At 39.6% G+C, this 13,163-nt stretch carries 12 protein-coding genes; 11 read left to right on the top strand and 1 reads right to left on the bottom strand.

What is annotated here, in order from left to right:
* Positions 1-56 precede the first annotated feature (56 nt).
* The 10 genes from NSS70_RS17895 (at position 57) to NSS70_RS17850 (ending at position 10,311) form a co-directional block, all read left to right on the top strand.
* Positions 57-623 carry a TRAP transporter small permease gene (locus NSS70_RS17895; protein ID WP_375338819.1) on the top strand — a complete coding sequence of 189 codons (567 nt, stop codon included), beginning with the start codon at positions 57-59 and terminating at the stop codon, positions 621-623.
* A complete protein-coding gene (locus NSS70_RS17890) occupies positions 624-1,907 on the top strand; it encodes a TRAP transporter large permease subunit (protein WP_063386816.1) in 1,284 nt (427 codons plus the stop codon). It abuts the gene before it with no gap.
* Positions 1,908-2,509: 602 nt separating this feature from the next.
* Positions 2,510-3,526 (top strand): LacI family DNA-binding transcriptional regulator, encoded by a 1,017-nt coding sequence (locus NSS70_RS17885; protein WP_066250028.1) that lies wholly within the window; start codon positions 2,510-2,512, stop codon positions 3,524-3,526.
* A 38-nt stretch (positions 3,527-3,564) separates the two neighbouring features.
* Positions 3,565-4,128 carry a shikimate kinase gene (locus tag NSS70_RS17880; protein WP_063386814.1) on the top strand — a complete coding sequence of 188 codons (564 nt, stop codon included), beginning with the start codon at positions 3,565-3,567 and terminating at the stop codon, positions 4,126-4,128.
* A 63-nt stretch (positions 4,129-4,191) separates the two neighbouring features.
* Positions 4,192-5,178, top strand: a complete 987-nt coding sequence (locus NSS70_RS17875; RefSeq protein WP_063386813.1) for an HD domain-containing phosphohydrolase — start codon at positions 4,192-4,194, stop codon at positions 5,176-5,178.
* An 818-nt stretch (positions 5,179-5,996) separates the two neighbouring features.
* A complete protein-coding gene (locus NSS70_RS17870; protein WP_066250024.1) occupies positions 5,997-6,539 on the top strand; it encodes a helix-turn-helix domain-containing protein in 543 nt (180 codons plus the stop codon).
* Positions 6,540-6,566: 27 nt separating this feature from the next.
* The gene (locus tag NSS70_RS17865) at positions 6,567-7,646 is read left to right on the top strand and encodes an ABC transporter ATP-binding protein (protein WP_063386811.1); all 1,080 of its coding nucleotides are present in this window, start codon (positions 6,567-6,569) and stop codon (positions 7,644-7,646) included.
* Complete coding sequence (locus NSS70_RS17860) at positions 7,636-8,427, top strand: ABC transporter permease (protein WP_339210414.1); 792 nt, start codon at positions 7,636-7,638, stop codon at positions 8,425-8,427. The genes NSS70_RS17865 and NSS70_RS17860 overlap by 11 nt, the downstream gene beginning before the upstream one ends.
* A 10-nt stretch (positions 8,428-8,437) precedes the next feature.
* Positions 8,438-9,241 carry an ABC transporter permease gene (locus NSS70_RS17855; protein WP_130157449.1) on the top strand — a complete coding sequence of 268 codons (804 nt, stop codon included), beginning with the start codon at positions 8,438-8,440 and terminating at the stop codon, positions 9,239-9,241.
* Positions 9,242-9,255: 14 nt separating this feature from the next.
* Positions 9,256-10,311, top strand: a complete 1,056-nt coding sequence (locus tag NSS70_RS17850; protein ID WP_395994391.1) for an ABC transporter substrate-binding protein — start codon at positions 9,256-9,258, stop codon at positions 10,309-10,311.
* A gap of 291 nt (positions 10,312-10,602) precedes the next feature.
* Here the strand turns inward: NSS70_RS17850 and NSS70_RS17845 are convergent, their stop codons facing one another.
* A complete protein-coding gene (locus NSS70_RS17845; RefSeq protein ID WP_094244440.1) occupies positions 10,603-11,571 on the bottom strand; it encodes a hypothetical protein in 969 nt (322 codons plus the stop codon).
* A gap of 158 nt (positions 11,572-11,729) precedes the next feature.
* Between NSS70_RS17845 and NSS70_RS17840 the strand changes: the two genes are divergently transcribed.
* A complete protein-coding gene (locus tag NSS70_RS17840; RefSeq protein ID WP_340882115.1) occupies positions 11,730-12,932 on the top strand; it encodes an MFS transporter in 1,203 nt (400 codons plus the stop codon).
* Positions 12,933-13,163: the final 231 nt, after the last annotated feature.

The following is a 13,163-nucleotide window of genomic DNA, read 5'->3' as shown; positions in this document are numbered from 1 at the left end:
TTATTTTCCAATTATTTGAAAGTGGGGAGGAAGTACGGTTGAAAAAGGTTGCATTTATGCTAGATAAGCTGTTGCAGATATTAATGGCGTTATGTTTAGCATCCATGGCAATTCTCGTCTTTGGCAATGTCGTATTGCGTTATGCTTTTCATTCCGGCATTACATGGTCGGAAGAAATGTCGCGTTATCTATTTGTTTGGATGGTGTTTTTAGGAGCCATCGGTGCTTTGAAAGATAACGACCATTTAGGGGTGGATGTACTCTTAAAAAAGCTGCCGCTTGGGGCAAAGCGAATTGTATTTATTTTAAGTAATGCGATTGTTCTTTATGTACTGTGGCTGCTTCTGGATGGAAGCTGGAAGATCACTATGAGCAGCTTGGAAAGCAGAGCTCCTGCCACGAATTTGCCACTCGCTTATGTTTATGGAATGGGTATTGTGGTGAGTATCGGAATGGGAATAATAGTAATATTTAATATTTATCAGGCTCTCTTTCGGCCAAATACGCTTGAAAAGCTTATCCGAATGAAAGAATCGGAAGATGAAATTATGGAAGCGGTTCATGAAGAAATCGTGGAATTACATCATGGGAAAAAACAAGGGATGGCAGGAGGTGAGAGGTAGATGGCTTTTGTTGTTTTTGTCAGCTCATTAATTGGTGTCATGGCGTTGGGGATGCCTATTGCGTTTGCGCTTTTGGTGAGCGGTGTTGCTCTCATGTTTTTTCTGAATATTTTTGACACTCAAATTATGGCACAGAACCTCATTAATGGGGCGAACAGTTTTCCGATGATGGCTATTCCTTTCTTTATTCTTGCGGGAGAATTGATGAACGCAGGAGGCATTTCTAATCGAATTATTAACTTTGCCATGTCTCTTGTCGGTCATATTCGTGGAGGATTAGGATATGTAGCGATCATGGCAAGCGTCCTTTTCGCCGGTTTATCCGGTTCAGCGGTAGCGGATACGGCGGCTCTTGGCGCTATTCTGATTCCGATGATGGTCAAGGCTGGATATGACCGAAATCGGTCTGCTGGCCTCATTGCAGCCGGCGGTATTATAGCCCCGATCATCCCTCCGAGCATACCGATGATTATTTTTGGGGTAACAAGCGGCGTGTCGATTACAAAATTATTTATGGGAGGGATCATTCCAGGGCTTCTAATTGGTTTATGCTTGGTTGTCTGTTGGTGGTTAATGGTAAGAAAAGAGCAGGTAGAAGTCTTCCCCCGAAAATCTGCAAAAGAAGTATTGTCTGCTACCCGTCAGGCTATTTGGGCGCTTTTACTTCCAGCTATTATCGTTGGAGGACTTCGGGGCGGGATTTTTACTCCGACAGAGGCTGCTGTTGTAGCTGCATTTTATGCGTTATTTGTCGGGTTGTTTGTTTATCGAGAACTTAAAATACAAGATTTGTTTAAGGTGTTAGTAGCTGCTGCAAAAACAACAAGCGTTGTAATGTTTCTTGTAGCAGCAGCAATGTTGTCAGCTTGGTTGATAACAGTAGCCAATATTCCATCAATAGCTGCGGATATGCTTGGACCGTTAATCGAGAACAAATTGCTGCTTCTGCTAGCAATTAATGCGTTAGTTCTTTTAGTTGGTACGGCAATGGATTTGACGCCTACTGTTCTGATTTTAACTCCTGTTTTAATGCCTATTATTGAAAAGGCGGGAATCGATCCGGTGTACTTCGGGGTGCTGTTTATACTGAACAACTGCATTGGATTGCTCACTCCTCCAGTTGGTACTGTGTTAAATGTCGCTTGTGGGGTTGGAAAGATAGGAATGGAGGACATTATGAAAGGAATATGGCCTTTTTTACTTGCAGAAACTCTTGTTCTTTTACTGCTTATTCTGTTTCCGTCCATTGTTACCGTTCCGCTTCAATGGTTTACAGATATGTAGATTTTTAAAGTGTTTACTATCTGATTTAAAAAGGTACTTTGATTGGACTGAAGGTATTGTTAATTTGCACATTATTTCAGGAAGGATGGAGCAAATGATTGGCTCCTTTTCTGAAATAATGTGCAGTTTTTTATGATTAAATCTTTTATTTTGCGATTTTCTTCAGATACTCGTACTTGAATGAATTTTTCCCTATTCAAAAAAGCTGTCTTTCGCACATCGAGCTTCACTCTCTTGGTGATATTCCACTGCCTCCAATCGCACGATTTCTTTTTCGAACGGGGCTTTTTTCATTTGGTATCCATATAACAGGCAAAGGTGAATCACTTGGAGCCATTTATGAAACGGTTATATGGCGGCTTCCTCCCGACAGAAGTACATATTTGATCTATGATCTTGTCTATATATAAACCGACTATTTTTTCAGGTGATTTGTGGTGCTCCCGCAGCCAGAGGGGAGGTGATTATTTTGAAAGCTGATAATATAACATTTTCAAAGCCGTAAAGCCTGGAAATAAACAAATTGACAACGTTTTAAATGTAAAGGTATACTTTTCTCAACTGAATTCGTTGATTAATTGCGTTAGCAGGTGATTAGACAGATGGGACGAAAAAAACAGTCCCGCGTGACGCTGCAGGAGGTTGCAAAACACGCGGGTGTGTCGAGGGCTACAGCTTCCCTTGTTGTTCGGGGCAGCCCAAATATTTCAAAAGAAACAAGAGAAAAAGTGTTAAAATCGATAAAAGAGTTGGGATATATATATGATCGTGTTGCAGCGAATTTACGATCCCACCAATCTTCAACAGTTGGTTTGATTATAACAGAGATCGGCAACCCCTTTTTCTCGGAATTATTGGTGGGCGTTCACGAAGCTTTAGATAAAGAAGGATATACCGTAATATTAGGAACGACGTTTGATTCCCCTGATAAACAAGATGCGCTGCTTGCGACAATGCTTGAATATCGTGTCGGCGGGGTAATTATGAGCCCTGTCCCAGGCAGTTCACCAGATATGGTAGAACGGTTAAAGCAATGGGGGATTCCTGTTATTTTAGTAGCGAGAAAAATGCTGTCAGAAGAGCCGTTTGATTATGTCGGAATCGATAATGTTGCAGGCGGACGGATAGCGGCTGAACATTTAATCGAACAAGGCCACCGCCGCATCGCTTTTTTGGGCGGTTTTTCTAATTCATCAGTATGGACAGACCGGAAAAAAGGATTTTGTGAAGCGATTGAACAAGCCGGGCTGGAAATGGATGAATCGCTGTTTGTCCAATCTCCCGCAACTAGGCAAGGGGGAATAGAGGCGATTAAGCGAGTTATGCAGCATCCTCAGCCTCCAACCGGGGTTTTTTGCTATAATGATGTTGTTGCATCTGGTGTTATGCTCGGATTAAAAGAACAAGGCATTGTTCCAGGCAAAGATGTGGCTGTGGTTGGTTTTGATAATATTCCGGAGTCAGCGGTATTCAGCCCTTCTTTAACAACCATTGCAGCTTTTCCTGATCGGCTCGGTGCAAAAGCTGCTGATCTCTTGCATCGGAGAATGAAAGGTGATGAAGAAGAGGCAAAAAAACTGATTTTACAGCCTGAGCTTGTAGTGCGGGAGTCAAGCTGACACACCATGATGAAGAAATCTAGGGAAGTGGATGCGTTATGAAGGAACATGTAGAAATCCCTCTTCGGGAAAAAAATATTGTTTTAATTGGATTTATGGGAGTCGGCAAAACGACTATTGGCCAGTTGGTCGCGAAAAAGCTGTACCGAGATTTCATTGATGTGGATCAGGAGATTGAAAAAAAGCAAAATATGCCCATCTCGTTAATATTTCAAAAATTTGGCGAAGATTATTTCCGAAAAATCGAAAAGGAGTATATTGTTGATATTTGCACGAACACACGCTTGAAGGTTGTATCTTTAGGAGGGGGAGCCTATTTACAAGAAGAGGTCCGCAATGCTTGTTTATCAAACTGCATCGTCTTTTTGCTGGATTTATCTTGGGACAGCTGGAAGGATCGAATGCCGCTTTTAGTCGAGAACCGCCCTCTTTTAAAGGAAAAATCAATGGAGGAAATTGAAAAATTGTTTATAAAACGACAAAATGCATACTCTCTCCATAACTCAAAAGTATCGACCAATAATCTTGATCCTGAAACAGTAGCAGATGAAATTGTAAATTCGGTGAAATTAACGTGGAGCATCTATGAACCGAACCAATAATATGAGATTATCCCTTTAAATGAATAGTTTGCAAGATGAGATTTGGGAAAGGGATTTAAAAACATGAATGTAGAAAACTTATTGTCTCCTTATCTTCAACTGGCTGATGCTGTCATTGTGACAGATAAAGATCATGTTGTCGTCGCTGTTAACGATGCGTATGAACAAATAACGGGATATAAAAAGGATTTCATTGTCGGCAGAAGAGCAGGTGTCATTAAATCTCATTTGACCCCGGAGCAAACTTATGCTTCGATGAAAAAAGCATTATCGGAAAAAAAGCCTTGGTCCGGTGTTTTTGTGAATCGTAAGAAATCAGGAGAATTATGGCACTCATCTATAACGATAACTCCTATTCTAATAGAAGATGAACTGTTTTTTGTAGGAATTTTTCGGGAATTGGAGCAGCTGGACAGCGGAGCATACGTTCCGCAGGAGCAAATAGAAGAAACAAAAAAATCAATATTGGAAGTGCTGGCGATTTCTTGTGAAATTCAAGATCCAAGCATTGAGGATCATTTGATCAACGTTCGAAAACTAACTGAAAAGCTCATTTATGCTCACAACAGCTATCATAATCTTAATTTATCAGAAGAATATATGAGAAATGTTGCTTATTCCAGCATTTTGCATGATATAGGAAAAGCTGGCATACCTGAAGGAATTTTATATAAACCAGGACCGCTAACAAAATATGAACGCTTAATTATGGAGACGCATCCGTTAATAGGCTTTGACATTTTGAAAAAAATAACAAGCAAACTGAAAGATAACTTTTTAAGGCAAAGCTATAAAGTGGCCGAAAATATTATTCTCTTTCACCATGAAAAATGGAATGGAACGGGATATCCGAAAAACTTGAAAGGAGCAGAAATTCCTTTAGAAGCTAGAATTGTTGCGGTTGTCGATGTGTTTGAGGCTTTAACGAGCAGCCGTCCATATAAAGTTGCATGGCCGATTGAAAAAGCGTTGAATTTTTTAGTGGAGCATCAAAATACGCATTTTGATCCAGATGTAGTGGCCTCATTTCTGACAATTAAGGATTTTTAAACAGAAGGAAATTTTAGTTGAAGATCAACTAAAATTTCCTTCTTGTGCGCCCGGCATGGGTGTAATCTATAGGGTGAAAGTCCCGAGCTGCGAAGGCAGAAGTAGCAGTTAGCTTAACGCAAGGGTGTCCGTGGTGACGCGGAATCTGAAGGAAGCGAGCGGCAAACTTCCGGTCTGAGGAACACGAACTTCATATGAGGCTAGGTATCACTGGGTGAGTTTGCAAGACAAAACAAAGCCCTTTCTGCCGAAGGTGATACAGAGTAAATGAAGCAGATGGATGGAAGGAAAGATTACACTCTTACCCGGGGAGGTCTGGCTGGCACGCCAAGTAACCTTGGTAACCTATCTAGTGATAGATAGCTGAACAGTCAGAAGTCAGCAGAGGTCATAGTATTAGTTGGTCTAGAACAACTAAGAAGGACCGAACAATTAAGAGAGAATAGCCCTTGGCATTCAGTGAGTCATGATGAACACAGAAAACGTAGTACCTCACTTGAGGGAGGAAGCGGTGAATCCCGTGGGAGATCTCTTGGAGGGTGGAGTGACCACTGGCATAAAGAGAACAGCTATTCACGGAAGTTATAAAGACTTGCGTCAATTATCTTAATTGAACCGCCGTATACGGAACCGTACGTACGGTGGTGTGAGAGGACGGGAGTTAATCGCTCCCTCCTACTCGATTTTTTGAAAATTTTTTATTGTGTTTTTTGTGTAATTGTGTATAATAAATCGTCGTGAAATAAACAATTTTCGATAAATATATTAATTTTTTTTAACAAAAAGTTTACTAGTATTAAACAAATGAGGTTGTTATGATGAAAATTGGGAGGAAAATTCGAAATTTGCGGATAAAAAAAGGTCTGACGCAAGAAGAGCTAAGCGAACGAACCGATTTGTCTAAAGGATACATTTCCCAATTGGAAAGAGATTTAAGCTCTCCCTCATTGGAAACGTTTCTGAATATATTGGATGTGCTGGGATGCAATCCAAAAGATTTTTTCGATGATGAGGATGCCGAGCAAAAAGTAGTTTACGGCAAAGAAGAACGAAAAGTATTTATTGACCAAGAGAGAGGATATAAGGTTGAATGGATTGTTCCTGAATCAAATGAAAAAGAAATGGAGCCGATTCTTTTAACGTTGTTTGAAAAAGGAGAGTTTAAAGTTTTTGAACCATCCTTATCTGAAACGTTTGCCTATGTTCTGAAAGGAACAATAAAAGTTCGGATCGGAACAAAAAAGTATGTGGCAAAGGAAGGAGAATCCATTTATTATCATGCATCCGATGAGCATCAAATTGTCAATGAGGCAGAAAGCATGTCGCAAGTAATTTTAGTGGCAACTGAATCTTATTTATAATTCTTGATGCGGTTGGAGGAAACGTTAATGAACAATAAAACAATTATTCGTTTTGAACAAGTGACAAAAAAATATGATGATGATTTGCCAGTATTGGATAATGTAAGTTTTGAAATCGAACGCGGAAAATTTTACACGTTGCTTGGACCTTCAGGATGCGGAAAAACAACCATTCTCCGTCTAATTGCGGGATTTACGGAACCGACCAGCGGCACGATTTATTTTAACGGAAAAAATATTAACCATGTAACGCCGAACAAACGTCAAGTCAATACAGTGTTTCAAGATTATGCCCTTTTTCCGCATCTGAATGTGTTTGAAAATGTTGCCTTTGGCCTTAGAATTAAAAAAATGAAAAAGGATATCATCGAACAAAAAGTAAAAGATGCCCTTCGTTTTGTAAACTTATCTGGCTATGAACAACGGAACATTCAGGAGATGTCAGGAGGACAGCGGCAGCGGGTCGCCATTGCGAGAGCGATAGTCAATGAACCGGAAGTGCTTCTGTTAGACGAACCGTTGTCAGCTCTTGATTTAAAGCTGCGCACGGAAATGCAGTACGAGCTGCGGGAGCTTCAGCGCCGGCTCGGCATTACATTTATTTTTGTCACACACGACCAAGAGGAAGCTCTTGCAATGTCTGATGAAATCTTTGTTTTAAATAAGGGGAAAATTCAGCAAAGTGGAACGCCGAAAGATATTTATGATGAACCTGTTAACCGCTTTGTGGCAGACTTTATCGGAGAATCGAATATTGTCGCAGGAAAAATGATTCAAGATTATCTTGTTGAATTTGTCGGAAAGCAGTTTGAATGTGTTGATAAAGGCTTTGCTCCGAACGAGGACGTAGAAGTGGTAATTCGACCGGAGGACTTGGAAATAACAACACCTGAAAAAGGAAAGCTGAAGGTTTATGTGGATTCCCAGCTGTTTAGAGGAGTTCATTATGAAATTTGCTGTTATGATAAGGATGGCAACGAGTGGCTTGTTCATTCTACAAAAAAGGCAGAAGTCGGCGATGAAATTGGTCTTTATTTTGAACCGGAAGCAATACACGTTATGCGTTTAGAAGAAAATTCTCGTATTGGTGTTGCCGATGAAAAGTAATATTCGCGCTTTATACTTCTTACCATATGTGTTATGGATCTTACTATTTGTTGTCGTTCCGATTCTGCTTATCATTTTTTATTCGTTTTTTAACATTGAAGGAACATTTTCTTTTGAAAACTACGAGAAATTTTTCACGCCGGTCTATTTGAAAATGGCGTTAAGCTCATTTTGGTATGCGTTTTTAATTACAGCCTTTTCGCTATTGATCGCTTATCCGACAGCTCTTTTATTAACGAAAACAAAACATAAGCAGCTTTGGCTTTTGTTAATCATTTTGCCGATGTGGATCAATTTGCTGTTAAAAGCATACGCCTTTCTCGGCATTTTTGGAACCTATGGAATAGCCAATCATTTTTTGGAATTAATTGGTGTCGGTGCTAAACAAATATTATTTACAGATTTCAGCTTTGTGTTTGTTTCTGTCTATATTTTCGTTCCATTTATGATTTTGCCGATTTTTAATGCTTTAGAAAAATTAAATCCAACGCTTGTAGATGCAGCTAAGGATCTCGGAGCATCCCCTTGGATTACGTTCCGCCGGGTCATTTTTCCGCTGACGCTGGACGGTGTTAAATCCGGATGCCAAGCAGTGTTTATTCCTGCATTATCGTTATTTATGATTACCCGCTTGATTGCAGGAAACCGGGTAATTACGCTTGGCACAGCAATAGAGCAGCATTTCCTAGTTACTCAAAACTGGGGAATGGGAGCAACCATTGCGGTCTTTTTAATTCTTGCAATGGTGATCATCATGTTTTTAACAGGAAATCGGAAGTGAGGGATGAAAAATGAACAGAAAATGGAAGGTTTCAAATATATATTTAATCATCGTATTTTTCATCTTATACGCTCCGATTTTCTACCTTATTTATTACTCGTTTAACAGCGGCGGAAAAATGCATCATTTTGAAAATTTTACGTTGGACTGGTATAAAGAAGTCCTGCAGGATGTGCGTCTGTTGATTATTGTACTGAATACGATTGTAATTGCTTTGCTTTCTGCGGCGATTTCAACGATCATCGGCGTTTTCGGTGCGCTCGCCATTTACTCCGTCAAAACAAGACGGGTGAAAAATACATTGCTTTCGTTAAATAATGTTCTATTAGTCAGTCCTGATGTCATCATCGGAGCTTCCTTTTTAATTTTGTTTACCATTGTCGGCATTCAGCTTGGTTTTATTTCTGTTTTGCTGTCTCATATCGCCTTTAGTGTGCCGATTGTCGTATTGATGGTATTGCCAAAGCTTCAGGAAATGAGCCCGACATTAATCGATGCGGCAAGAGATTTAGGGGCGAGCCAGTGGAATGTCATAACAAAAGTAGTAATCCCCTATATTACCCCTGGGATTTTTGCTGGATTTTTTATGGCTTTAACCTATTCTTTGGACGATTTCGCCGTTACATTCTTTGTTACTGGAAATGGTTTTTCCACTTTATCTGTTGAAATATATTCAATGGCTCGACAAGGCATTTCCCTTACCATTAATGCTTTGTCAACACTCATTTTCCTTTTAACGATTTTGCTTGTGATCGGCTATTATTTCATCACGCTGCGCTATAATCGTCCGGGAAGATTGGGGGGACGGAAATGAAAAAAATTGTGCAGATGTTTGCGATAGTATTTATCGCTTCGTTTGCCATCCTGTTTTTTATTGCGAGACTGAATGCATCTGAAGGCTACTCCGGTGATAATACCCTTACGATTTACAACTGGGGAGAATATATTGATCCGGAATTGATCGACCGTTTTGAAAAAGAAACAGGTATAAAAGTGATTTACCAAACATTTGATTCTAATGAAGCGATGATGACAAAAATTTCCCAAGGAGGAACAACATTTGATATTGCCGTCCCTTCTGAGTATGCCATTAGCAAAATGAAGGAAGAAGGTCTTCTTATTCCTATTGATCATTCGAAAATTCCTAATTTAAAATATATCAACCCCCGTTTTCTAAATTTATCGTTTGATCCGGGGAATAAATATTCCATTCCATATTTTTGGGGAACGGTCGGCATTTTGTATAATCCGGAAGCTCTCGGGGGAAAAAAGATCGACAGCTGGAATGATTTATGGGATAAAGATATGAAAAATCAAATACTTCTTGTCGACGGCGCCCGAGAGGTAATCGGAATGGGATTGAACAGTCTTGGTTACTCGTTGAATGATACGAACAAAGACCATTTGCTAGAAGCGAAAAAGAAACTGGATAAACTGACTCCAAACGTGAAGGCGATCGTTGGAGATGAAATCAAAATGCTGATGGCAAACGAAGAAGCAGGTGCCGCTCTCGTCTGGTCGGGAGATGCTGCAGATATCATGTGGGAAAATGAGAAGCTAGATTACGTGGTGCCGAAAGAAGGCTCTAATCTTTGGTTTGATAATATGGTTATTCCGAAAACGGCCAAAAACATAGAAGGCGCTCATAAATTTATCAACTTTATGCTAGACCCGAAAGTGGCTGCGCAAAATGCTGAATATGTCGGCTACTCTACTCCAAATGAAAAGGCGCTTGAATACTTGCCGAAAGAGATTTCTGAAGATGAGCGGTTTTACCCGTCCCCTGAATTAACGGATAAATTGGAAGTGTATGAAAACCTAGGGAAACGAATGCTTTCCTATTATAATGATTTATTTTTAGAATTTAAAATGCACTCGAAATAAAAGGAAACCATCGCCATCCTCAATTTGGGAGGCGATGGTTTTTTAATGATTTTTGCGAAATCTGATCTTTGAAGCAAGAACGAGCTGTTGTTGGAACATATACGGCATAAGCTACCCTTATGTACTGTAAAAATGGATGCATAGTAGATCTAATGGTATTTTGAAGGGCAGCTGTTTGCAGCATAGAAAAAATGCGCATATGGGCTTTTAAAATCGAAAACAAGAATCGGCACTTTGCCGGTTTCTGCTCATCGCGCTCACCTTTAAAAGAGTGTGGTTATGAACATTTCCTTAGCTGCTGCCGCATCCTCCGCCGCAGCTGCTTCCGCAATTTGAACTGGAGCATCCTGAAGAAGAGCATCCGGAACCCCCTGAATGATCATTGGAATCGCTGAGTGCAGCCCCGCATGCATAAACAGAACCTCCGCTTGTCCCTGCATCCTTATTCAAAAGCTGCGACATTTTTTCTGTATAACTGTCCTGCTCGTACAGCGATAAAAATACCATAGCCGGTAGCAGCATCGAGTACGTATCGTCTGTTTTTATTTCCTTGCGGAGCGATTTGTTTTGTCGTTTCATTTCTTCTGCTTTTTCAATATCGTTTTTCAGCTGTTCAAGCAGCTTTGTTTGTAATGGCTTGATCGGGTCAAACGAACGAAAATATTTATCAAACAGTTTTTCGTCACTAGCTGAGCGAACTTCTTCCAAAAGTGTTTTGCTTAGCGGATTTTTTAAAAAGCCTCCCCACAGCTTCGTGCTGTTTGGATAGATTTCAAATAAGTGCAAATACATCCAATCAAAAAGGGCTCTTTCGTGAGGAATCGGTGTCCGTTCCACATTAGGGCTGTGATGCAGAAATGATCCAAAAAATTTTTTTGAAAAATTTTCGTATTCTTTCGTAAACATAATCATTTCATGCCATATTTCATCCACTTCATCGCTGAACATTGGAACTGATTTTAAAATTCCTGCCAATAAAAAATATCTTTTTAATTCAAATAGGCGCCAGTTAAAGTCCGTTTCGGTCCAACTAGGATGATTTGCTAACACTCTTTTCTTTACTTTTTCCATATATTCTGAGTTTAGAGAGTCTTCCAAACGAGAGATAATTGGCAGCCCTTCTGGAATGCGGCAGGCTAATTCTGCCGGGACAGCCTCTTGAACAAGCTTTAATGATCTTTTTTTCTTCGTTTTATTGATATTGACAACGATGAACATGATGAAAATACCAATGATCAATCCTACTAAAAGCTCAGTCATAATATCCCTCCACAACACTATATATCTTAATTATACTATTGGAATAGGAAATTTATAGAAACGATTTTCGTGAAACTCGAATATTGTATAATTTCAAAAATATCGTAAAATGGAAAGAGCAAAAAATTCCTATTTAATTATATAGAAAGGTTTTGGCGATGAACGTTCAAAAAATAAATATAGCAGGGAAAAAAGATCATATTATTTTTTTAACAGTTATCTTTTGCTTTTGGTTTTCCATTTATATTTATGTTCCAATCTTTGGGGTTTATTTAGAACATTTGCAGTTTGATTATTCACTTGTTGGCATTATTTTTGGCAGTTACGGCATCACCCAGATTTTGATTCGTTTGCCTCTTGGAGTTTTATCAGATTATTTAGGGCAAATGAGAAAAGGAATGCTTATAGCTGGTTTTTTTATGGCGTTTGCCAGCGGAATCCTGTTTCTTTTCTTTCAATCATTTATCCCGATTTTTATTGCACGACTTCTTTCAGGAATTACCGCGTCGATGTGGGTAATGGCTACTACATTATACGCTCAATATTTTACGGAAAGTCAATCTTCCAAAGCGATGGGAATTCTCCAGTTTATGACGGTTGTTTCCCAATTTATTAGCATGGCGATCAGCGGGAAAATTGTAGAGTGGTTCGGCTGGGAAATGCCGTTTCTCATTGGGACCGTCATGGCTTTGATGGGTCTTATTCTTTCATTTCGCATTAAAGAAATCGGCGATAAGGTGAATCTTATTGATTTCAAATATATGAGTCAATTAAAATATGTTCTCGGCATCAAGCCGCTTTGGGGCATCTCAGCTTTATCGCTTGCCGGACACGGAATTTTGTTTATGACGATTTTTGGATTTACACCGGTTTATGTCTCGAAAATCGGATTTAGTGAGTCCGTGTTTTTTTGGGTCGTCACTTCCTTTTTTATTCCGCATGCAGCTGCATCATTGCTGCTTGCCTATTTTCCTGTTCGAAAGCAAAAACAACTGCTTTTGCTTTCATTTATTTTAAGCGGATTATTTCATCTTCTGTTGCCGTTGTCAAATTCGATTCTATGGATTTGCTTCATGCATATTTTCATAGGGTTTTGGCTTGGTTTTATTTTTCCGCTGCTGCTTGCGATGGTTATTCAAAGCTGTCAAGAAGCATATCGGACGACCGCAATGGGCTTTTATCAATCATTTTATGCAATCGGCATTTTCACTGGTCCGATGTTAGCGGGCTTTATTGCAGATCACATCGGTTTTTATGAAGTGTTTCTTGCAACAGGCCTGCTTGCCTTTGCAGCTGCTTTTCTGTCTTTATTCATTCCAAGCTCCCGCATGGAAAGGAAAGCGGAGCGAATCTCTTCGTAAAGAGATAAAGTGGAATACGAACATTTTTTCATATTAGCGTTGAATCCTATATTGCTTGGGAATATGAAATGGCATCTTGCCATAAATGAAAATGGCTGACTGTTTTTGCACGGAGAGATCAACGGTCTTTTTCAACTATGTATGTTGTTTTTTAGTTTCAATTCGATAGCTTCCATAAGAACCTCTCAATTTGTAGCGGCTGAGCTATATTTGCTCAGCCGTTTCTGCCAA

Origin of the sequence: Aeribacillus sp. FSL K6-2848 (genome assembly GCF_038004325.1) — a bacterium.
Lineage (GTDB): Bacteria > Bacillota > Bacilli > Bacillales > Aeribacillaceae > Aeribacillus > Aeribacillus composti.
This window is presented reverse-complemented; position numbering and strand designations above follow the sequence as displayed.

Excerpts from the sequence above, each read along its gene's own strand:
- NSS70_RS17895 (WP_375338819.1), top strand. The coding sequence starts at position 57 with ATGCTAGATAAGCTGTTGCAGATATTAATGGCGTTATGTTTAGCATCC.
- NSS70_RS17890 (WP_063386816.1), top strand. The coding sequence starts at position 624 with ATGGCTTTTGTTGTTTTTGTCAGCTCATTAATTGGTGTCATGGCGTTG.
- NSS70_RS17885 (WP_066250028.1), top strand. The coding sequence starts at position 2,510 with ATGGGACGAAAAAAACAGTCCCGCGTGACGCTGCAGGAGGTTGCAAAA.
- NSS70_RS17880 (WP_063386814.1), top strand. The coding sequence starts at position 3,565 with ATGAAGGAACATGTAGAAATCCCTCTTCGGGAAAAAAATATTGTTTTA.
- NSS70_RS17875 (WP_063386813.1), top strand. The coding sequence starts at position 4,192 with ATGAATGTAGAAAACTTATTGTCTCCTTATCTTCAACTGGCTGATGCT.
- NSS70_RS17870 (WP_066250024.1), top strand. The coding sequence starts at position 5,997 with ATGAAAATTGGGAGGAAAATTCGAAATTTGCGGATAAAAAAAGGTCTG.
- NSS70_RS17865 (WP_063386811.1), top strand. The coding sequence starts at position 6,567 with ATGAACAATAAAACAATTATTCGTTTTGAACAAGTGACAAAAAAATAT.
- NSS70_RS17860 (WP_339210414.1), top strand. The coding sequence starts at position 7,636 with ATGAAAAGTAATATTCGCGCTTTATACTTCTTACCATATGTGTTATGG.
- NSS70_RS17855 (WP_130157449.1), top strand. The coding sequence starts at position 8,438 with ATGAACAGAAAATGGAAGGTTTCAAATATATATTTAATCATCGTATTT.
- NSS70_RS17850 (WP_395994391.1), top strand. The coding sequence starts at position 9,256 with ATGTTTGCGATAGTATTTATCGCTTCGTTTGCCATCCTGTTTTTTATT.
- NSS70_RS17845 (WP_094244440.1), bottom strand. The coding sequence starts at position 11,571 with ATGACTGAGCTTTTAGTAGGATTGATCATTGGTATTTTCATCATGTTC.
- NSS70_RS17840 (WP_340882115.1), top strand. The coding sequence starts at position 11,730 with ATGAACGTTCAAAAAATAAATATAGCAGGGAAAAAAGATCATATTATT.